The sequence below is a fragment of the Brevundimonas diminuta genome (assembly GCF_039673845.1).
GTDB lineage: Bacteria > Pseudomonadota > Alphaproteobacteria > Caulobacterales > Caulobacteraceae > Brevundimonas > Brevundimonas diminuta_E.
Genome location: NZ_JBDJMK010000003.1, coordinates 245,363 through 263,382, shown reverse-complemented (window position 1 = coordinate 263,382; position 18,020 = coordinate 245,363). Strand labels below are relative to the sequence as shown.

Here is an 18,020-nt window from a genome sequence, read left to right as displayed (position 1 = left end):
TCTTCGCCCCGCCGTCAGCTCTTCCAGCGCAGCACCGTCTCCTTGATCGGATTGACGAAGGCGCGGCCCTCGGCGCGGCTCTTCAGCCATTCGCGCTTCAGCTGCTGATACCATTTGGCCTGTTTGTCGGCGTCGTCGATCCAGATCAGGGCCGGGTCGTATTTCAGCCCCTCGTTCTGCAGATTCACCATGCCGCCGTCCTGCTTCAGGAAGGCCACCACGCCCATTCGCAGGAAGGGCTTGGCGATGCCGAACACCCAGTGGTCGGACCAGAAGATCTGGGTGATGCGGGTCTTGGTCTCGTTCACCGGCGTCAGGCAGGTCAGGGCCAGCACCTGCTTTTCGCCCACTTGGATATGCTCCCAGCGATAGCCCGGCAGGCGGAAGGTGATCTCGGTCGCGGGCGCTCCGCCCAGCACCTTGTACAGTCGGCTGTTCGACGACGGCGCATGGCGCACCATGGCCCAGCCGAAGTCGACGGGGGCGAAGGTCTTCGCCTTCTCGTGCATCGAATGCTCGGACCGCCACCACCACTGCTGGTGGACATAGGGGCCGTGGGCGGGGTCCATCAGGCCGACGACGGCGTGGTCGATATGGCTGTCGAAATCCATCCACTCGACCAGACGCGGCTGGCCGACTGCGCCGGGGAACTGCGGCGGTTCCTGATCGGGTTCGGACGGGTTGCGGGCGTCCGCCGCCATCCAAACGAAGACCATGCCCTGGCTCTCGCGCACCGGGTAGGACCGGACCTTGATGCGGTTCGCCTCGAACGCCTGACCCTCGACCAGCGACGGGATGGCCGCGCACACGCCGTCAGGCCGGAAGCGCCAGCCGTGATAGGGGCATTCGATCGTCTCGCCCTCGCCCGGCTTCTCGACCAGCCGCCCGGCCGACAGCGGCGCCGCGCGGTGGGGGCAGATGTCGCGCATCCCATAAACCTCGCCCGCGCGGGTGCGCCCGATCAGCACCGGCTCGCCCATGATCTCATAGCGTTTCAGGCTGGCGACCGGCACGTCGCGCGCCAGGGCGACGAAATACCAGGCGTCGGTGATGAAGCCCTTGCCGAATGCGGTCGGCGGGGCCTTGGCTTCAGGCGTGGCGGAAGATGCGGTCGCGGCGTCTGCGGTCATGGCCGCCTTGTAGCAGCAGGGACGGGCGGCCGTCCAAAGGCCATTCCCTTCCTCAGCCGATGAATTAATCTGGCTCAAATTCTCTTTGGGAGAGACGCCTTGATCCGCACCGCCTCCGCCGCCTTCATCGCCGCCGCCCTGTTGCTGGGCGCGGCCCCCGCTGTGGCGCAGAACGGCGCCGCCGATCCTGCGGCGTACAGCGTCTTCGCCTCCGACCGCCTCAGCGTCCGCGTCGACGGGCCGGAGGGCGCGCCCGATCTGATCCTGATCCCCGGCCTGTCGTCTTCGCCCGACATCTGGCAGGGCACGGTCGATCATCTGGCCGGGCGCTATCGCATCCACCGCATCCATGTCGCCGGTTTCGCGGGCGCCGCGCCGCAGGCCAACGCCCAGAGCGACGCGCCCCAGCCTGTCGGCGCCCCCGTGGCCGAGGAGATCGCCCGCTACATCCGCGAACAGCACCTGAACAGGCCCGCCGTCGTCGGCCACTCCATGGGCGGGACCATGGGCATGATGCTGGCCGCGCGCCACCCGGACCTAGTCGGCAGGCTGATGGTGGTCGACATGATCCCCTTCATGGGCGCCATGTTCGGCGCGCCCGGCGCGACAGCCGAGAGCGTGGCTCCCGTCGCCGATCAGATATGGACCGCCCAGTCGACCAGCCCGCGCGAGGCTTACGTCGCCCAGGCGACCACCGCCATCAACGGCATGATCAACACCGAGAGCCGCCGCGAAGAAGCCCTTCAGGACATGCGCGACAGCGACCAGAAGGTCTCGGCCGCCGCCTTCCGCGAACTGGTCACCACCGACCTGCGCCCCGAACTGGCGAAGATCACAGCCCCGACCGAGGTGCTCTACGTCAAGTTCAACGACGCCCGCATGACCGACGCCGTCACCGACGCCATCTATCAGATGTCCTTCGCGACCCTGCCCGGCGCCAGGCTGAAGCGCATCGACGACAGCGCCCACTTCATCATGTTCGACCAGCCGACGGCCTTCTACGGCGAACTGGACGCCTTTCTGACCCGATGAGTCATCCAGCCGCGGATCGGATCATCGGCCTTTATCAGGACAGGGCGGCCGACTGGATTCGCGACCGGGGCGCAACCCTGCGCCGTCATGAAGGCGACTGGGACGAGGCCGCATGGCTGGACCGCTTCACGCAGGACTGGCCGCCCGGCGCCCGCGTGCTGGACGTCGGCTGCGGCTCCGGCTGGCCGATGGGCGCCGCCCTGCTGGAGCGCGGCTTCGAGGCCGTCGGCCTCGACGCCTCGCCCGGCCTGATCGCCCATGCGCGCCAGACCCTGCCCGGCGGCGACTGGCGCATAGGCGACATGCGCGACGGCCTGCCGGACGGCGCCTTTCACGGCGTACTGGCCTGGCACAGCCTGTTCCACCTGACCCCGCAGGCCCAGACGATGGTCCTGCCTGCACTGGCCGCCCGCGTCGCGCCGGGCGGGCGGCTGATGTTCACCGCCGGTCCCGACCACGGCGAGGCCATCGGCGAATGGAGAGGCGAGCCGCTCTATCACGGCAGTCTGGCCCCGGACGCCTATCGCGACCTGCTGACCGATGCCGGTCTGAGCCTTGAAAACAGCGGCGATAACGGCGTCTGGCTCGCCCGGCGCGCCATTCTTTCGGCGAAATAAACGCACACGCTGGCGTGATCGGAAACGGGGGCGTTTTCGCGGGCGACGGGAACGGCTAGGGTTCTTCCTGCTGGCATAAAGGGATGTTCATGGCGCGCAACGACCGCGGACCCGACCGGAACGATCAGGGCGGAGGAAAGCCGCGCCGATCCGTCATGCGCCGTCTGCTCTACTGGGCCGCGGTGCTGGCCGTCTGGTGCCTGATCTTCGCCGTCGTCTTCCTGGCCGTCTTCGCGCGCGACCTGCCCGATACATCCGGCCTGTACGACATCGATCGCCAGCCTTCGATCACCTATCTGGACCGGTCCGGCGCCCTGATCGCGGTGCGCGGCACCCAGATGGCGCCGCCGGTCGATCTGGACGCCCTGCCCGACTATGTCCCGGCCGCCTTCGTGGCCATCGAGGACCGCCGCTTCTATCACCACCCCGGCTTTGACCCGATCGGCATGAGCCGGGCCATGGCCTCGAACCTGAAGGCCCGGCGCGTGGTCCAGGGCGGTTCGACCATCACCCAGCAGCTGGCCAAGAACCTGTTCCTGACGCCCGACCAGAACATGAAGCGCAAGGTGCAGGAGCTGATCCTCGCCGTCTGGCTGGAGATGAAGTTCTCCAAGAAGGAAATCCTCGCCCTCTATCTGAACCGCGTCTATTTCGGCGCGGGCGCCTATGGCATCGAATCCGCCTCGCAGCGCTATTTCGACAAGGGCGCCGACAAGCTGACGGTCGGCGAGGCCGCCCTGCTGGCGGGCCTGCTGAAGGCCCCCTCGCGCTATTCCCCCGTCTCCGAGAGCGAGCGCGCCGCCACCCGCGCCAACGTCGTGCTGAACGAAATGGTCGAGGTCGGCGCCATCACCCCGGCCCAGCGCGAAGCCGCCGTGGCCGAGCCGGTGCGGGTCTCCAAGACCCTGGCCAGCCAGCACGCCCAATACTTCATCGACTGGCTGGACAAGCAGATCCGCGGTCTGGTCGGCGAACCGACCGAGGACATGGTCGTCGAGACAACGCTGGACCTGACCCTTCAGACCGACGCCGAGCGCGCCGTGCGCCGCATCCTGGACCGCGACAAGGGCCGGGGCGTCGAACAGGCTGCTCTGGTCGCGCTGGACGGCGACGGCCGGGTGCGCGCCATGATCGGCGGCTCATCCTATGGCGACAGCCAGTTCAACCGCGCCGTCGATGCGCGCCGTCAGGCGGGCTCGGCGTGGAAGCCCTTCGTCTATCTGGCGGCGGTCGAGGCAGGCTATACGCCCCAGACCCCGGTGGTCGACCAGCCCGTGACCATCGGCGGATGGTCGCCGCGCAACTATTCCGGCAACTTCTCGGGCCAGATGACCCTGGCTCAGGCCGTGGCCCAGTCGACCAACACCGTGGCCGCCTATGTCGCCGATCAGGTCGGGCGCGACAGCGTCGCCCGCGCCGCGCGCCGTCTGGGCATCACCAGCGACATCGGCCTGCAGCCGTCCATGGCCCTGGGCGCCGTCGAGGTCAGCCCGCTGGAGATGGCCCAGGCCTATGACGCCTTCGCCAACGGCGGCCGCCGCATCGACGCCTATGGCATCAGCCGCATCCGCACCCCGTCCGGCCGGGTGATCTACACCCACGGCCCGACCGAAGGCGGTCAGGCGATCAACAATCCGCCGCTCTACTACATGAACCAGATGCTGCGCGGCGTCGTCACCTCGGGCAGCGGCCGCTCGGCCGCCATCGGCGGACGCGACATCGCGGGCAAGACCGGCACCACCTCGGATTACAAGGACGCCTGGTTCGTCGGCTACACGGGCGGCTTCGTCGCCGCCGTCTGGGTGGGCAAGGACGACAACAAGCCGATGGCCCGCGTCACCGGCGGCTCCTCGCCCGCCGCCATCTGGCGCGGCTTCATGGAGGCGGCCCTGCCGCGCCTGGCCGTCCAGCCCATCCCCAACGGCCCGCCCCTGCCCGAAGGCTGGACCCCGCCCGATCCCGTCGGCGACCTGATGGGCCAGGTGGAAGACCCCTATGCGACGGCTGTTCCCTATGACGCCCAGCCGCCCGCCGCCGACGCGCCCGCGCCGCAACCGATCCAGCCGCAACAGCCCGCAGCGGCGCGCCCTGCCCCGCCGCAGGCCTTGCCCGCACCGCAGCAGGAACGCCGCCCGGACGCCCTGTTCTTCTGACTGTATCAGCGCTCCAGTCGTGCCCGGACGGCGCGGCCGAAGCGTTCGGCGGCGTGGGGGGCGGCGGCGAGGTAGAAGTCCGGCTCGATCAGTTCGGCCTCCATCAGCACCCACTCGCCGTCGTCGCCCTTCGTCATGTCGATGCGGGCGTAGAGCAGGTCTTCATCGATGGCGGACAGGGTGCGTTCGGCCAGGTCCAGCGCGCCCTGCGGCGCGGCGTCCAGCGCCTGATACTGGCCGCCGTACTGGGTCTGGATGCGGAACTCGCCGGCCTGGCCGGGGCGCTTGTTCACGACGTGGCTCAGTTCGCCGCCGAAATAGAGCAGCGAGGTCTCACCTTCGGTCTCGATGGCCTTGAGGTAGGGCTGGATCATCGCCCCGCCGACAGGCGCGTCGATCAGGGCCGCGTCCAGCAGGTCGCCCGCCGCCACCCGCAGGGTGCGCCAGGCGCCGCCTGAGACGGTCGGCTTGACGATCAGGGTCTCGGCCCCCGTTGCGGCGAAGGCGGCCTCGACCACGCCCGCGTCGACATGGTCGGTGAAGATCGTCTCGGGGATGGCCACGCCCTTTTCAGCCAGACGGCCCAGATAGCGTTTGTCGGCGTTCCAGCGCACGGTCGCGGCCGGATTGGCCAGGGGCGCGCCCGCCTCGCTCCAGGTCGTGCAGGCCTGAAGCCAGCGGTCGTGGTCCTGATGATAGCCCCAGACCAGCAGCGGCAGGACCAGCGGATAATCCATCAGGCCGCGCGCGTTCTCTATGTGGTCGGTCCACGGCGTGGGTCGGGCTGTGATCCCCGCCGTCGCCAGCGCCTCGCCTAGCCGGTCCAGCACGCCGGGCCACAGGGTCGAATAGGTGGGATCGGCCGGATCGGGGGTCAGGACGGCGACATCGGTCATCAACAGGGCTCCGCTCGGCCCGGCGGGGCCGCTGTGCAAGGGAACCCCGGACTTAGGCGGCCTGCGCGGGCGGGTGAAGGGCCGCTTTTCTTTTTAGGCTGAGGCCGTTCCTCTGGCGCAGCGGCGCGCCGCCGGTTATGGGGCGGACATGACCCAGTCTCTGCCCGCCTTCGCCCAAAACGCACGCTTCGACGTCTGCGCCCTGGGCAACGCCATCGTTGACGTTCTGGCCCCGTGCGAACCGGCCTTCCTTGAGGCCAAGGGCTTGATCCCCGGCTCGATGCAGCTGGTCGATGAGACGCAGAGCGCGACCCTTTATGAGGCCATGGCCGCCGGGGTCGAGGCGTCGGGCGGTTCGGCGGGCAACACCGTGGCGGGCGTCGGCTCGTTCGGCGGGCGCGCCGCCTATATCGGCAAGGTGGCCAGGGATACGCTGGGCGAAGTCTTCAGCCACGACATCCGCGCCGTCGGCGTCCACTTCGACACCCCCGCGCTGGAAGGCGGCGCAGGCAACGGCTTCGGCACCGGGCGGTGCCTGATCAACGTCACGCCGGACGGCCAGCGCACCATGTGCACCTTCCTGGGCGCCGCCAACCAGCTGACCGTCGCTGACGTCGATGCGGGCGTGATCGGCGACAGCGCCATCGTCTATCTGGAAGGCTATCTGTTCGACCCCGAGCCCGCCCGCGCCGCCTTCGAGGCCGCCGCCGCCGCCGCCCACGCGGCGGGCCGCAAGGTCGCCATCACCCTGTCGGACAGCTTCGTGGTCCACCGCTGGCGCGCCGAGCTGCTGGCCTTCATCGAGACTTCGGCGGACATCGTCCTGGCCAATGAAGCGGAGCTTCAGGCCCTGTTCGAGACGGAAGATTTCGACGCCGCCGCCGCTCATCTGGGCCGCATCGTCGAGGTGGCGGCCGTGACGCGCGGCGCTGCCGGCTCCGTGCTGTTCCGCGGCGAAGAGCGGGTCGAGGTCGCCGCCTGTCCGGTCGAGAAGGTCGTCGACACCACGGGCGCGGGCGATCAGTACGCGGCGGGCGTGCTGCTGGGCCTGTCGCGCGGCCTGTCGCTGGCCGAAGCCGGGGCGATGGGCTCGCTGGCGGCGTCGGAAGTCATCGCCCACTGGGGCCCGCGTCCGATGGCGGCGCTGAAGGATCTGGCGGCGCAGAACGGCCTGAGCCTGTAAGGCCGCGGCAGCGTCAAATGCAGCGCCCGCTTGCCGTGAGGCGCGGGGCCGCGTAATCGGCAGCCCATGTTCGGCCTCGCCAATCCTGACCGCTTCATGCGCTTCACCGGTCCTCTGGTTCCGGTGCTGTGGGTCTGTGCGCTCGCCCTGCTGTTGCTGGGGGTCTGGTTCAGCTTCACCGCGCCCGCCGACTATCAGCAGGGCGACACCGTCCGCATCATGTTCATCCACGTTCCGGCGGCCAGTCTGGGTCTGATGGCCTATGGAGCGCTGGGCGTGTCCAGCTTCTTCGCCCTGGTTTTCCGTCATCCGCTGGCCGATGCGGCGGCTCGGGCGGCGGCGGTGCCGGGCGCGGCCTTTACGGCTCTGGCGCTGATCACGGGCTCCTTGTGGGGCAAGCCGATGTGGGGGACGTGGTGGGTGTGGGACGCCCGCCTGACCAGCGTGCTGGTGCTGTTTCTGTTTTACCTAGGCTACATGGCCCTGCGCGCCTCGATCGACGATGAAGCCAAGGCCGGGCGGGCCGCGGCGGTGCTGGGTCTGGTCGGCCTGATCAACCTGCCCATCGTGAAGTTTTCGGTCGACTGGTGGAACACCCTGCATCAGCCCGCGTCGCTGTTGCGCTCGGGCGGGGCCAGCGTCGATCCGGTCTTCCTGCCTGCCCTGCTGACCATGATGGCGGCCTATGTGGTGCTGTTCGGCGCGATCTGGCTGACGTCGATCCGCACCGAGGTGCGCCGCCGCCGTGTTCTGACCCTTCGCGCCCGCGCGGCGCTGGCGGCCTGATGGAGGTCTTTCATGCTTGATCTGGACATGAGCCCCTATGGCGCCTTCGTCTGGCCCGCATGGGGGATCAGCGCCGTGGTGCTGGCCGCCCTGTCGGCGCGCGCCCTGATCGCCGCCCGTCGCTGGAAGCGCGAGCTGGCGCGGCTGGAGGCCGCGCGCAAATGAAGCGCTGGCTGGCCCTTCTGCCCATCGCGGTCCTGGCGGCGCTGGGGATCTTTCTGATGACGCAGATGGACCGGATGGCGGGGGATCCCGCCGCTGGGCCGACCTATCGCCCCGACGCCCTGGTCGGCCAGCCGATCCCTGAAACGACGGTTCTGTCCGTCCTGATCGACGGCAAGGCGGGCAATGACCTGCTGGACCTGAAGACGGCGGGCGTGGGCAAGCCGATGATCGTCAACGTCTTCGCCAGCTGGTGCGCGCCGTGCCGTCTGGAGCATCCGCAGCTGATGAAGCTGAAGGAACAGGGCGTCGCCGTGGTCGGCGTGGCCTATAAGGACGATCCCGTCGCCACCGACGCCTTCCTTGAAGATCTGGGCGATCCCTATCGTCTGGTGCTGGTGGACCGCGAAGGCCGCGCCGGGCTGGATCTGGGCGTGTCGGGCGTGCCGGAAAGCTTCGCCGTCGACGCCTTCGGGACCATCGTCGCCAAATCGTCGGGGCCCATTCTGACGGATGCCGATCTGAAAACGCTGACAGACGCCCTGAACGCACCCGCGCGCTGAGGCGACCGCCCGAAACAGGGTGAATCGCGCGTTAACCATATCTAGACGAAGCGCGGCCATCTTCGGCCCATGTCCGCGATTTCATCCGAGCGGCCGGCCTTTCCGCCTCAGGCGGGCGGCGCGGCCCATGCCCTGAGAACGGCCCAGTCGGCCTTCTTCCGACAGGCGATGGGCGTGGCGACGCCGGTTGCGGCTCAATCCTCCGTTGAACAGGCCGCTGCGCCAAAGCCGTCAGAAGCCTCCACCGCATCCGCACGCCTGCAACGCCCCGGCTCCCTGCTCGACATTCGGGTTTAGGCGGGCGCCCCGCCCATGGCGTGCAGCGATGCGCCGTGTTCCCGGAGCCAGTTGCGATGGGGGCGGTGGTCGCCGATCAGGCGGGCCACGACAGCCCAATAGGCGGGGCTGTGGTCGGCGTGGACCAGATGGGCGACCTCGTGCGCGGCCAGATAGTCGGCCACGGCGGGCGGGGCCATGATGACGCGCCAGGAATAGCGGATCGAACGGTTGTGCGGGCTGCACGAGCCCCAGCGCGAGCGGGTGTCGACGATGGACACCTTCACCGGCGTCTGGCCCAGGGTCTTCAGGTGGATGTCCGTGCGCTCGGTCAGGAAGTCGCGCGCGGCGCGGCGGAACCAGTTCTCGATGCGGCGGGAAAAGGCCTCGCCCTCGCCGCCGGAACGCAGCACCGGCCCGTCCGGCGTGTCGATCAGGCGGGCTGCGCCTGCGCCGCCGGTCGCCTCCAGCCGCACGGGGCGGCCCAGCCAGGTCACGACGGCGCCCGGTTCAAAGGGCTGTGCATCAAGGCGCGCGGCCAGCCGTTCGGCGATCCATCCGGCCTTGGTGCGGGCGAAGGCCACGACCTCGCCAAGGCGCCGCTCGCTGGGGGCCACGGCCACGGCCTCGCCCGCGCGGGCGTCGATGCGGATCGACAGCCGACGCGCGCGCGGATTGACCGACAGTCTCAGGGCGCCGCCGCCCTCAAGCGGCAGACGCTGACCGTTCCGGTACGACACTGATCGCTTCATTCTTGGCGATGAAATCGCGCACGCGGGGATAGATCTCCTCGCGGAAACGGCGGCCGTTGAAGACGCCGTAGTGGCCGACCTTGGGCTGGACGTAGAGCAGGCGACGGTCGTCAGGGATGTTCGGCGTCAGGCCGTGCGCGGCCTGGGTCTGGCCGACGCCGGAGATGTCGTCCATCTCGCCCTCGATGGTAGCCAGACCGATGTCGGTGATGGCCGTCAGATCGACCGGCTTGCCGCGATGCTCCAGCAGGCCGCGCGGCAGCAGATGCTGCTGGAAGACGATGTCGATGGTCTGAAGATAGAATTCCTCGGTCAGATCCAGCACCGACAGATATTCGTCGTAGAATTGTTCGTGCTTCTCGACCCCGTCGCCGTCGCCCGCGACCAGATCATTGAAATAGCGGCGGTGGGCGTCGATGTGCTTGTCCTCGTTCATCGACATGAAGCTGTAGAGCTGGACGAAGCCCGGATAGACCCGCCGACCAACGCCCGGATAGGGCAGCGGCACGGTATGGATCATGTTCGACTTGAACCAGGTGAAGGGCTTTTCCTCAGCCAGCTGGTTCGTCACCGTCGGCGACAGGCGCGCATCGATGGGCGAGCCCATGAAGGTCATGGAGGCGGGGCGGTTCGGATCGTTCTCGGCCGCCATCACGGCGCAGGCGGCCAGCACCGGCGGTCCCGGCTGGCAGACACCGACGACGTGGGCGCGCGGGCCGACGGCGGCCAGCATTTCGCGCACTTCGTCGATGTAGTCGTAGAAGTCGAAGCGGCCTTCCAGCATCGGCACCTGACGGGCGTTCGACCAGTCGGTGACATAGACGTCGTGGTCCTGAAGGAAGGTCTCGACCGTGCCGCGCAGCAGGGTGGCGTAGTGGCCCGACAGGGGCGCCACGATCACCACGGCGGGCGCCGCCGTCGCCTTTCCGGCGCGCTTCAAATCGCCGATGTTGCGGGCGAACCGCACCAGACGGCACCACGGCGAGGACCAGACGACCTGTTCCGTCGTGCGGACAGGTTTGCCGTCGATCTCGATCGTCTCAAGGTTCCAGTCAGGCTTGCCGTAACGGCGCGTCAGGCTTTCGAACACCTCGGCGGCGGCATAGGCGGTGCGACCGATCGCCGTGTCGGCCGCCGGATTGAGCGGAGAGGTCCAGAACTGGCGGGCCATCTGGGCCCCGATCCGGAACGGCGTCGCCGAATGATAGGCGAGCTCGTGAAAAGCGTAGAGCATGAAACCCCGGTTGCGGCCTCCGCTGACAGCGGAACGCTGATCATACAGGGCGCCGCGTCGCAAAATAAGGCCGGTTTCGTCCCGTTCAGGGAAAGGTGATCAGCCCTTCTCCATCGCGTTTTCGATCAGGGTCGCGGTGCGGCTGGGCCCCAGATCATGGGCGACGGCGCTGCGGAACTGTCCGTCCGGCCCCATCAGATAGACGGTCAGGCCGTGGTTCATGGTATAGCCCTCGCCCTCGCCGACCTTCTGATAGAAGGCGCGATAGGCCTTGGCCGCCTGCGCCACCTGTTCCGGCGTGCCGGTCAGGCCGATGACGCCGTCGGGGAAACCGTCGGACGACAGATAGTCCTTCAGCATCTGCGGCGTGTCGCGCTCGGGGTCGATGCTGACGAACAGGATCTGCAGATTCTTGGCCTTGTCGCCCATCCGTTCCTGCACGGCGTTCAGCACGCCCAGCGTGGTCGGGCAGTAGTCGGGGCAGTAGGTAAAGCCGAAGAAGACCAGGCTCCACTTGCCCTCAAGGATCTTCTCGGTGACGACCTGGCCGTCCTGATTGGTCAGGGTGAAGGGGCCGCCGACCAGAGGCTGACCCGTCGCGGCGTCCGTGGTCTGGGCCGACTGCTGACGGCCGCCGACCACCACCATGGTCACAACGCCCAGCGCCAGGGCGATGACGGCGCAGGCGGCGGCGAATAGGATTACGGGACGGCGGGGCATGGCGTCTCCTTGAACAGAAGCGGGACGGCGGACATTCGGCGGGCGCGACACGGCGGACCGTGCAGCCGATCTTTCCCCGGTCTATAGAAGAGGGGTGAACCCTACAGAAGCCCCCATCCGGTCGCAGGCCGCCTTGAACCCCGCCGCCTCGCGCCTCGCTCTCGACGCCCTGACGCAGGCGGGCGGCGAACTGGCCGGTCTGCCGGAACTGCCCCGACGCGGGCGCGGCCTGTCGCTGCGCACCCTGATCGTGTTGCGCTGGCTGGCGGTGATCGGCCAGACCTGCGCGATCCTGACGGCCTATTTCGCCCTGCACTTCCCCCTGCCTCTGTGGGAGTGTCTGGCGGTGATCGGCGCGGGCGTGGCGATGAACCTCGCTACCATGGCGCGGGCGCGCCGCATCGACGGCAGCCTGCCTGACGGGCCGAGAACCGCCGCCCAGCTGGGCTTCGACATCCTGCAGCTGGCGACCCTGCTGGCGCTGACCGGGGGGCTGGCCAACCCCTTCTGCCTGCTGCTGGTGGCGCCGGTGACGATCGCGGCGGCGGCCCTGCCTGCGCGACAGGCGGTGGTGCTGGGCGTGATGGCCCTGATCGCCGTGGGTTTCCTGTTTTCGTGGTCCCTGCCTTTGCCGTGGCGGCTGCATGAGCATCTGGAGCTTCCGGGCCTCTATCGTCTGGGGCTGGGGCTGGCGCTGGTGACGGGGGTGCTGTTCACCGCCGGCTATGCCTGGAAGGTGGCGGCCGACGCCGACAAGCTGGAACTGGCGCTCGCCACCACACAGGACGTGCTGCAGCGCGAGCAGAGGCTGGCGGCTCTGGGCGGTCTGGCCGCCGCCGCGGCGCATGAGCTGGGCACGCCGCTGGCCACCATTCAGGTCGTCGCCAAGGAGATGCTGCGCGACGCGGCCGCAGACAGCCCGGCCGCCGAAGACGCCGCCCTGATCCTGCAACAGGCGGAGCGATGCCGCGACATCCTGAAACAGCTGTCGGCCCAGCCCGAGGAGGGCGACGCCCTGTTCGCCGACATCGGCCTGAAGGCCCTGCTGGAGGAGGTGGCCGAACCGCATCGCGGCTTCGACCTCGATTTCGACATCGCCGTGAAGATCCCGTCCGGTCAGGACACGCCGCGCCTGCGCCGCCTGCCTGAAATCGTCCATGGCCTGTCGACCCTGGTCGAGAACGCCGCCGATTTCGCCACCGCACGGGTCCAGCTGGCCGCCGTGGTCGACGCCGGGTGGATCGAGATCGACATCGTCGACGACGGCCCCGGCTTCGCCTCGGAAATCCTGCCGCGTCTGGGCGAGCCCTATGTGACCAGCCGCCCGCAGGCCAAGGCCCGCCGCGCCCTGGCCGCCCAGATCGCCGCCGCCTCGCGCCCGGCTCGCCGCGAGCGCCTGGCGCCGCCGCCGATCACCGCTCCGATCGCCCCCAGTCAGGGCGGCATGGGACTGGGCTTCTTCATCGCCCGCACCCTGCTGGAGCGGTCCGGCGCCAAGGTTTCGGTAGGCGCGGGCGATCCGGCGCGAGGCCAGCCGGGCGGCGCCCGCGTCTCGGTGCGCTGGCCGCGTCAGGTGCTGGAAGTCACCGCCTCGGCGATGGAAGGCGATGGAACCTGATGTCGCAGTCGGGAGCTTGGCCCTTGACCCTGCGGCCGTGACGCACGACCTGAAACCTCAGGAGAAATACATGTCCGAACCCGAGACCCAGATCACAGAACAGATCGCCGCCCTCAGCGACCGCTCGCTGTTGTTGCTGGATGACGATCAGGCTCTGCGCACGCGGCTGGGCCGGGCGCTGGAATCGCGCGGCTTCACCGTCACCGTCGCCGGGTCGCTGGCCGAGGCGGCCGACGCCCTGCGCCAGTCCACGCCCGCCTTCGCCGTTCTGGACATGCGGCTGGAGGACGGCAACGGCCTGAAGGTGGTCGAGACCATCCGCGAGCGGCGCGAGGACGCCCGCATCGTCATGCTGACCGGATACGGCGCCATCGCCACGGCGGTCGCGGCGGTCAAGGCCGGCGCCGTCGACTATCTGCAGAAGCCTGCCGACGCCGACGACGTGGTCAAGGCCCTGCTGTCCACCGGCGAAGCGCCCGAGCCGCCGGAAAACCCCATGTCGGCCGACCGGGTGCGCTGGGAGCATATCCAGCGCGTCTATGAACTGTGCGACCACAACGTCTCCGAGACGGCCCGTCGTCTGGGCATGCACCGCCGCACCCTGCAACGCATCCTGGCCAAGCGCGCGCCGCGTTAAGTCGCCCATCTCCCCTTGAGGGAGAAGCGCGTTACTCCCGCATAGTCCTGAGCGCGCCCAGACGGGCGAAGGCCAGCGTCAGGGCCTTGCGGCGCGCGGGGGCCAGGGGCGTGGCGGGCGCGTCGCGCACCACCGCCCCGCCGAAACCGTCAGCGACGATCAGGCCCGGCTCGTACGGCAGGACGCCCTCGGGAAACTCTGGCGCGACGGCGAAGTAGAAGGCGTCGCAGAAGGGGCCGTATTCCTGCCATTTGCGGTCGACGCGATAGTCGTCGACGCCCGACTTCACCTCGCAGATGATGATGTCGCCCTTCGGTCCCAGCGCCATGACATCAGCGCGCCGCCCGTTGGGCAGGCAGACCTCCAGCAGGGGCGCATAACCCATGTCCAGCATCAGCCGCGCCGCGCCCCGCGTGACCGACAGGGTCGTCTCAGGGCGACTGAAAACCAGTTCGAGGTGAAGGGCGGCGGCGGCCATACGCCTTTATGTTCCGCCTATGTTCCGGCCGCAAGCCTTTCCTCCCTATGTAATGGGGAGGGGGACCGCAAAGCGGTGGAGGGGCTTTGCCACAGCAGAACCGGGCGTCCCGCCGTCACGTAGGCTGCGCCGCCTCTCCACTACATGGGGCGCAAAATCAGCGCCCCAGCTTCAGGCGGTTCTCCCGCCACGCGTCCCGCGTCTGGCCCCAGATGTTGACCGGATGCTCATGGAAGGGCGGCGGCGCCCGTCCCGGCCCGCGATTGGTCGAACCCAGCCGCTCGGCCACCTTCTCCGACGCCCGGTTGTCCGGGTCGATGCAGTGGATGACATCAGGCCAGTCCAGCACGTCGCAGGCGTAGTCCATCGTCGCGACCGCCGCCTCGACCGCATAGCCCTTGCCGGTGGCGTCGGGGTGCAGGCTCCAGCCCACCTCGCGGCCCGGCCAGTCATAGGGATGCAGCGGCCCGATCCGGCCCATCCACAGGCCGGTCGCCTTCTCAATCACCGAGAACATGCCCTCGCCATGCAGCGCCCACATGCCTGCGACCGAGGCGATCGTGCGCCACACCTGATGCTTCGACTGCGGTCCGCCGATGAAGCGCGTCGTCTCCGGGTCCGCCTGAAACTCGGCCCAGCGGGGGAAGTCCTCCAGCGTCGGCGGGCGCAGGAACAGGCGCTCCGTCTCCAGCGTGGGACCAAGCGAGGAGGTCGGGCGGTCGATCACAACAGATACTCGCGTTCCAGGGTGTAGACGCTGCCGTCGCCGGTCAGGACGCTGGAATAGAGGCCGAAGCGATCCACGCGGATCGGCGGCGACTTCAGCAGATTGTGCCCGGCGATCCAGGCGCCGATGCGGTCGGGGTTCGCCTGCGGCTTCAGATAGGCCAGGGTGACGTGCGGTCGATATTCGCGCTTTTCCGGAGGGACGCCCGCCCGCTCGCCCGCCGCACGGCAGCGCCCGGCCAGCACGTTCAGCGGCTCGGACCGCTCCAGTCCCGCCCACAATGTATGGCTGCGGTGATTGTCGCCGAAGGCGCCGACGCCGTTCAGGGTGATCTCGAACGCCCCGCCGCCCTCGGCCCGCGTCAGCTCCGACGCCAGATCATCGGCTGTGCGTTCGGACGCCTCGCCATAGAAGGCCAGGGTGACGTGCAGGGCGTCCAGCGGCCGCCAGCGCGCGCCGGGCAGGCCCGATTGTCGCCGCGCCAGCGTCTCGGCGACGTCTTCAGGGATGGAGATGGCGGTGAACAGGCGTAACATGCGACCCTTGGTAGCGGGCTGAACCGGCGACTGAAAGTCCGGTTTTTCTTGCAAGGATGCGTCTGCATCCCGATATTTCAGCCAAAGGTCGGGATCTTCTCGGCCGAATGGGAGACTAGTTTCGCGATGAGCGACTTCAACAACGGCTATGCGCGCCCGCTTCCGCAGTCGGCGGACATGTCCGTCGACGCCGGTCTGCGCGCCTTCATGCTGGGCGTCTACAACAAGCTGGCGATCGGTCTGGTCGTCGCGGGCGCCCTGGCCTACGTCACCGGCAACGTCCCGGCGGTGCAACAGCTGCTGTTCGCCCGTATGCCGGACGGCCGCATCGGCATGACCATGCTGGGCATGATCGTGCAGTTCTCGCCGCTGGTCATGCTGTTCGGTTCGATGTTCTTCATGAAGAACCCGACCGCCAAGGGCGTCAACATGCTCTACTGGGCGGTGGTCGCCACCATCGGCGCCGGTCTGGGCGTGCTGTTCCTGCGCTATACGGGCGGTTCGCTGGCCTCGACCTTCTTCGTCACCGCCGCCGCCTTCGCGGGTCTGAGCCTGGTCGGCTACACGACCAAGAAGGACCTGACCGGCATGGGCACCTTTCTGATCATGGGCGTGATCGGCCTGATCATCGCCTCGATCGTCAACATCTTCATGCAATCGGGCGTGATGTATCTGGTGATCTCGGGCGCGGGCGTGCTGATCTTCTCGGGCCTGATCGCCTATGACACCCAGCGTCTGAAGATGACCTACTACGCCCTGGGCGGCGATCAGAACGCGCTGGGCGTGGCCACGGGCTTCGGCGCCCTGAGCCTGTTCATCAACTTCATCAACCTGTTCCAATTCCTGCTGGCCTTCATGGGCAGCCGCGAATAGGGGATTCTTAAGCGCGCTATGGCTGTGACGCGGTCACAGCCGACTTGAGCGCAGCTTGATAGGCCAAGACAGAATGGGGCCTCGACGGCGACGTCGGGGCCTTTTTCTTGGCTCTGTCCACGTTAGGTTTTGACGGCTACCTACCTCCGCTCATCCCGGCAGACGCCGGGATCCTGTGCTTTGGCTTCAGAGCATCCGGTTCAGCGGTCAGGCTCAGGTTTGGCTTACTCACTGGGTCCCGGCGTCCGCCGGGATGAGCGGGTATGAATGGGGCGCCCCCTACTCCACCACCGTGAACCTGCGGCGGTCGAAGACCCTCAGCACCTGCGCCAGGTCGCGGCCGCGTTTCAGCACATGGCCGCCCTCGCCGATCACGGCCCACTGACCCTGTTTCAGGCGCAGCGCCGGGCGCTTCTCGATGCGATAGAGCGGCGCGTCGCCGTGACGGCGAAAGACGGCGAACTCGGCGCGATCCTTCTGACCCGCCATGGCGTAATCGCGCCACTCGCCCGCCGCCACCATCCGTCCATAGACCCGCAGCATCTGGTCCAGTTCACGGCGGTCGAAGAAGACCGGTCCCGCCTCTGGTTGCGCATTCGGACTGTCGGCGTCGAAGCTCATCACGCCAACTTAGGCCTACGGCGGATAAACGCCAGCGTCCGCACTCACTTGTCACCCGCCGCGCGCCCGTCCAAAAGGCGGATCAAGTTCTAGATACGGAGACGAACCCATGGCGACGAGCGAAGGCTGGGACATGCCCACCGGCGAACTCATGAAGGGCAAGAAGGGCCTGATCATGGGGGTGGCCAACTCCAACTCCATCGCCTGGGGCATCGCCTCGCAACTGGCCGCCCAGGGCGCCGAACTGGCCTTCACCTACCTGGGCGAGGGTCTTGAGCGCCGCGTGCGCCCGCTGGCCGAAAGCGTCGGCGCCAAGCTGCTGATCCAGGCCGACGTCACCGACGACGCCTCCATGGACGCCGCCTTCGCCGAGCTGGAGAAGGAATTCGGCACGATCGACTTCGTCGTCCACTCGGTCGCCTTCGCCAACAAGGACGAGCTGAAGGGCTCCTTCGTCGACAACACCACCCGCGACAGCTTCCTGCTGGCCATGAACATCTCGGCCTTCAGCTTCGTCGACGTGGCCAGGCGCTCGGCCAAGCTGATGCCCAACGGCGGGTCGATGATCACCATGACCTATCTGGGCGCAGAGCGGGTCATCCCCAACTACAACACCATGGGCGTGGCCAAGGCCGCGCTGGAGGCCGCCACCCGCTACATTGCGCGCGACCTGGGGCCGAAGGGCATCCGCGTCAACGCCATCAGCGCGGGCGCCATGCGCACCCTGTCGCTGGCGGGCATCTCGGGCGGACGCGGCCTGCACTCCAAGTCGGCGCAATTCTCCCTGATCAAGGAAGAAACCTCGATGGAAGGCGTCGCCGGCGCCGCCCTGTGGCTCTGCTCGGACCTGGGCCGCTCGACCACGGGCGAAGTCGTCCATGTCGACGCCGGTTTCCACGCCGTCGGCCTGCCGGACGATATGGAAGGCTGAGCCCGACCGGGTTTGGGACAGACAGAGGGCCGCCGGGCGAACCGGCGGCCCTTTTTGCATTCCCCCACTACCCGCTCATCCCGGCGGACGCCGGG

At 68.4% G+C, this 18,020-nt stretch carries 21 protein-coding genes; 12 read left to right on the top strand and 9 right to left on the bottom strand.

Features of this window, described 5'->3' with window-relative positions:
• Positions 1 to 14: 14 nt before the first annotated feature.
• Entirely contained in the window at positions 15 to 1,130 is a 1,116-nt protein-coding gene (locus ABE454_RS04790) for an aromatic ring-hydroxylating dioxygenase subunit alpha (protein ID WP_346529613.1), read from the bottom strand.
• A 99-nt stretch (positions 1,131 to 1,229) separates the two neighbouring features.
• On the opposite strand from ABE454_RS04790, the gene ABE454_RS04785 reads away from it, so the two are divergent.
• The 3 genes from ABE454_RS04785 to ABE454_RS04775 all read left to right on the top strand — a co-directional run bounded on the left by ABE454_RS04785 (position 1,230) and on the right by ABE454_RS04775 (position 4,932).
• On the top strand, positions 1,230 to 2,162 hold the full coding sequence (locus ABE454_RS04785; protein WP_346529611.1) for an alpha/beta fold hydrolase: 933 nt from the start codon (positions 1,230 to 1,232) through the stop codon (positions 2,160 to 2,162).
• Positions 2,159 to 2,779 carry a class I SAM-dependent methyltransferase gene (locus tag ABE454_RS04780; protein ID WP_346529609.1) on the top strand — a complete coding sequence of 207 codons (621 nt, stop codon included), beginning with the start codon at positions 2,159 to 2,161 and terminating at the stop codon, positions 2,777 to 2,779. Before ABE454_RS04785 ends, ABE454_RS04780 begins: the two co-directional genes overlap by 4 nt.
• Positions 2,780 to 2,862: 83 nt before the next feature.
• Positions 2,863 to 4,932, top strand: a complete 2,070-nt coding sequence (locus ABE454_RS04775; RefSeq protein ID WP_346529607.1) for a transglycosylase domain-containing protein — start codon at positions 2,863 to 2,865, stop codon at positions 4,930 to 4,932.
• 5 nt (positions 4,933 to 4,937) lie between these two features.
• Here ABE454_RS04775 and ABE454_RS04770 read toward each other — a convergent pair whose 3' ends face one another.
• A complete protein-coding gene (locus ABE454_RS04770; protein ID WP_346529605.1) occupies positions 4,938 to 5,828 on the bottom strand; it encodes an ATP-grasp domain-containing protein in 891 nt (296 codons plus the stop codon).
• A gap of 148 nt (positions 5,829 to 5,976) precedes the next feature.
• Here ABE454_RS04770 and ABE454_RS04765 point away from each other — a divergent pair, with 148 nt between their 5' ends.
• The 5 genes from ABE454_RS04765 to ABE454_RS04745 all read left to right on the top strand — a co-directional run bounded on the left by ABE454_RS04765 (position 5,977) and on the right by ABE454_RS04745 (position 8,819).
• The gene (locus tag ABE454_RS04765; RefSeq protein WP_346529603.1) at positions 5,977 to 7,011 is read left to right on the top strand and encodes an adenosine kinase; all 1,035 of its coding nucleotides are present in this window, start codon (positions 5,977 to 5,979) and stop codon (positions 7,009 to 7,011) included.
• Between the two features lie 66 nt (positions 7,012 to 7,077).
• A complete protein-coding gene (locus tag ABE454_RS04760; RefSeq protein ID WP_346529601.1) occupies positions 7,078 to 7,797 on the top strand; it encodes a heme ABC transporter permease in 720 nt (239 codons plus the stop codon).
• A gap of 12 nt (positions 7,798 to 7,809) precedes the next feature.
• Positions 7,810 to 7,962: a heme exporter protein CcmD gene (gene ccmD / locus ABE454_RS04755; protein WP_003166605.1), complete on the top strand. Its 153-nt coding sequence runs from the start codon at positions 7,810 to 7,812 to the stop codon at positions 7,960 to 7,962.
• A complete protein-coding gene (locus ABE454_RS04750) occupies positions 7,959 to 8,522 on the top strand; it encodes a DsbE family thiol:disulfide interchange protein (RefSeq protein WP_346529600.1) in 564 nt (187 codons plus the stop codon). The genes ccmD and ABE454_RS04750 overlap by 4 nt, the downstream gene beginning before the upstream one ends.
• 69 nt (positions 8,523 to 8,591) lie before the next feature.
• Positions 8,592 to 8,819, top strand: a complete 228-nt coding sequence (locus ABE454_RS04745; RefSeq protein WP_346529599.1) for a hypothetical protein — start codon at positions 8,592 to 8,594, stop codon at positions 8,817 to 8,819.
• Here the strand turns inward: ABE454_RS04745 and ABE454_RS04740 are convergent.
• The 3 genes from ABE454_RS04740 to ABE454_RS04730 form a co-directional block, all read right to left on the bottom strand.
• Positions 8,816 to 9,538, bottom strand: a complete 723-nt coding sequence (locus ABE454_RS04740) for a M48 family metallopeptidase (protein WP_346529596.1) — start codon at positions 9,536 to 9,538, stop codon at positions 8,816 to 8,818. The two genes, ABE454_RS04745 and ABE454_RS04740, sit on opposite strands and share 4 nt — an antisense overlap.
• Entirely contained in the window at positions 9,504 to 10,784 is a 1,281-nt protein-coding gene (locus ABE454_RS04735; RefSeq protein WP_346529595.1) for a polyhydroxyalkanoate depolymerase, read from the bottom strand. Before ABE454_RS04735 ends, ABE454_RS04740 begins: the two co-directional genes overlap by 35 nt.
• A 99-nt stretch (positions 10,785 to 10,883) precedes the next feature.
• Positions 10,884 to 11,504, bottom strand: coding sequence for an SCO family protein (locus ABE454_RS04730; RefSeq protein WP_346529594.1), 621 nt, complete (start codon positions 11,502 to 11,504; stop codon positions 10,884 to 10,886).
• Between the two features lie 94 nt (positions 11,505 to 11,598).
• On the opposite strand from ABE454_RS04730, the gene ABE454_RS04725 reads away from it, so the two are divergent.
• On the top strand, positions 11,599 to 13,122 hold the full coding sequence (locus ABE454_RS04725) for an ActS/PrrB/RegB family redox-sensitive histidine kinase (protein ID WP_346529591.1): 1,524 nt from the start codon (positions 11,599 to 11,601) through the stop codon (positions 13,120 to 13,122).
• Positions 13,123 to 13,192: 70 nt separating this feature from the next.
• Positions 13,193 to 13,759: an ActR/PrrA/RegA family redox response regulator transcription factor gene (locus ABE454_RS04720; RefSeq protein WP_346529589.1), complete on the top strand. Its 567-nt coding sequence runs from the start codon at positions 13,193 to 13,195 to the stop codon at positions 13,757 to 13,759.
• A 31-nt stretch (positions 13,760 to 13,790) separates the two neighbouring features.
• On the opposite strand, the gene mmcB is transcribed toward ABE454_RS04720, so the two are convergent.
• From mmcB to thpR, 3 genes are all read right to left on the bottom strand, one after another.
• Positions 13,791 to 14,237, bottom strand: coding sequence for a DNA repair putative endonuclease MmcB (gene mmcB, locus ABE454_RS04715; RefSeq protein ID WP_346529586.1), 447 nt, complete (start codon positions 14,235 to 14,237; stop codon positions 13,791 to 13,793).
• 157 nt (positions 14,238 to 14,394) lie between these two features.
• The gene (locus ABE454_RS04710) at positions 14,395 to 14,964 is read right to left on the bottom strand and encodes a GNAT family N-acetyltransferase (protein WP_346529584.1); all 570 of its coding nucleotides are present in this window, start codon (positions 14,962 to 14,964) and stop codon (positions 14,395 to 14,397) included.
• The gene (gene thpR, locus ABE454_RS04705) at positions 14,961 to 15,500 is read right to left on the bottom strand and encodes an RNA 2',3'-cyclic phosphodiesterase (protein WP_346529582.1); all 540 of its coding nucleotides are present in this window, start codon (positions 15,498 to 15,500) and stop codon (positions 14,961 to 14,963) included. Before thpR ends, ABE454_RS04710 begins: the two co-directional genes overlap by 4 nt.
• Before the next feature lie 126 nt (positions 15,501 to 15,626).
• Here thpR and ABE454_RS04700 point away from each other — a divergent pair, with 126 nt between their 5' ends.
• Positions 15,627 to 16,373, top strand: a complete 747-nt coding sequence (locus ABE454_RS04700) for a Bax inhibitor-1/YccA family protein (protein WP_346529580.1) — start codon at positions 15,627 to 15,629, stop codon at positions 16,371 to 16,373.
• Between the two features lie 279 nt (positions 16,374 to 16,652).
• Here the strand turns inward: ABE454_RS04700 and ABE454_RS04695 are convergent, their stop codons facing one another.
• Positions 16,653 to 16,994 (bottom strand): DUF2794 domain-containing protein, encoded by a 342-nt coding sequence (locus ABE454_RS04695; RefSeq protein ID WP_346529578.1) that lies wholly within the window; start codon positions 16,992 to 16,994, stop codon positions 16,653 to 16,655.
• A 133-nt stretch (positions 16,995 to 17,127) separates the two neighbouring features.
• Between ABE454_RS04695 and ABE454_RS04690 the strand changes: the two genes are divergently transcribed.
• Positions 17,128 to 17,925, top strand: coding sequence for an enoyl-ACP reductase FabI (locus ABE454_RS04690; protein ID WP_346529712.1), 798 nt, complete (start codon positions 17,128 to 17,130; stop codon positions 17,923 to 17,925).
• The last annotated feature ends 95 nt before the right edge of the window (positions 17,926 to 18,020 follow it).

What these genes read in the sequence shown, in the direction of transcription:
- ABE454_RS04760 (WP_346529601.1), top strand. Translation starts at nt 7,078, where the DNA reads ATGTTCGGCCTCGCCAATCCTGACCGCTTCATGCGCTTCACCGGTCCT.
- ABE454_RS04790 (WP_346529613.1), bottom strand. Translation starts at nt 1,130, where the DNA reads ATGACCGCAGACGCCGCGACCGCATCTTCCGCCACGCCTGAAGCCAAG.
- ccmD (WP_003166605.1), top strand. Translation starts at nt 7,810, where the DNA reads ATGCTTGATCTGGACATGAGCCCCTATGGCGCCTTCGTCTGGCCCGCA.
- ABE454_RS04720 (WP_346529589.1), top strand. Translation starts at nt 13,193, where the DNA reads ATGTCCGAACCCGAGACCCAGATCACAGAACAGATCGCCGCCCTCAGC.
- thpR (WP_346529582.1), bottom strand. Translation starts at nt 15,500, where the DNA reads ATGTTACGCCTGTTCACCGCCATCTCCATCCCTGAAGACGTCGCCGAG.
- ABE454_RS04730 (WP_346529594.1), bottom strand. Translation starts at nt 11,504, where the DNA reads ATGCCCCGCCGTCCCGTAATCCTATTCGCCGCCGCCTGCGCCGTCATC.
- ABE454_RS04695 (WP_346529578.1), bottom strand. Translation starts at nt 16,994, where the DNA reads ATGAGCTTCGACGCCGACAGTCCGAATGCGCAACCAGAGGCGGGACCG.
- ABE454_RS04765 (WP_346529603.1), top strand. Translation starts at nt 5,977, where the DNA reads ATGACCCAGTCTCTGCCCGCCTTCGCCCAAAACGCACGCTTCGACGTC.
- ABE454_RS04690 (WP_346529712.1), top strand. Translation starts at nt 17,128, where the DNA reads ATGCCCACCGGCGAACTCATGAAGGGCAAGAAGGGCCTGATCATGGGG.
- ABE454_RS04775 (WP_346529607.1), top strand. Translation starts at nt 2,863, where the DNA reads ATGTTCATGGCGCGCAACGACCGCGGACCCGACCGGAACGATCAGGGC.
- mmcB (WP_346529586.1), bottom strand. Translation starts at nt 14,237, where the DNA reads ATGGCCGCCGCCGCCCTTCACCTCGAACTGGTTTTCAGTCGCCCTGAG.
- ABE454_RS04735 (WP_346529595.1), bottom strand. Translation starts at nt 10,784, where the DNA reads ATGCTCTACGCTTTTCACGAGCTCGCCTATCATTCGGCGACGCCGTTC.
- ABE454_RS04780 (WP_346529609.1), top strand. Translation starts at nt 2,159, where the DNA reads ATGAGTCATCCAGCCGCGGATCGGATCATCGGCCTTTATCAGGACAGG.
- ABE454_RS04745 (WP_346529599.1), top strand. Translation starts at nt 8,592, where the DNA reads ATGTCCGCGATTTCATCCGAGCGGCCGGCCTTTCCGCCTCAGGCGGGC.
- ABE454_RS04770 (WP_346529605.1), bottom strand. Translation starts at nt 5,828, where the DNA reads ATGACCGATGTCGCCGTCCTGACCCCCGATCCGGCCGATCCCACCTAT.
- ABE454_RS04750 (WP_346529600.1), top strand. Translation starts at nt 7,959, where the DNA reads ATGAAGCGCTGGCTGGCCCTTCTGCCCATCGCGGTCCTGGCGGCGCTG.
- ABE454_RS04700 (WP_346529580.1), top strand. Translation starts at nt 15,627, where the DNA reads ATGAGCGACTTCAACAACGGCTATGCGCGCCCGCTTCCGCAGTCGGCG.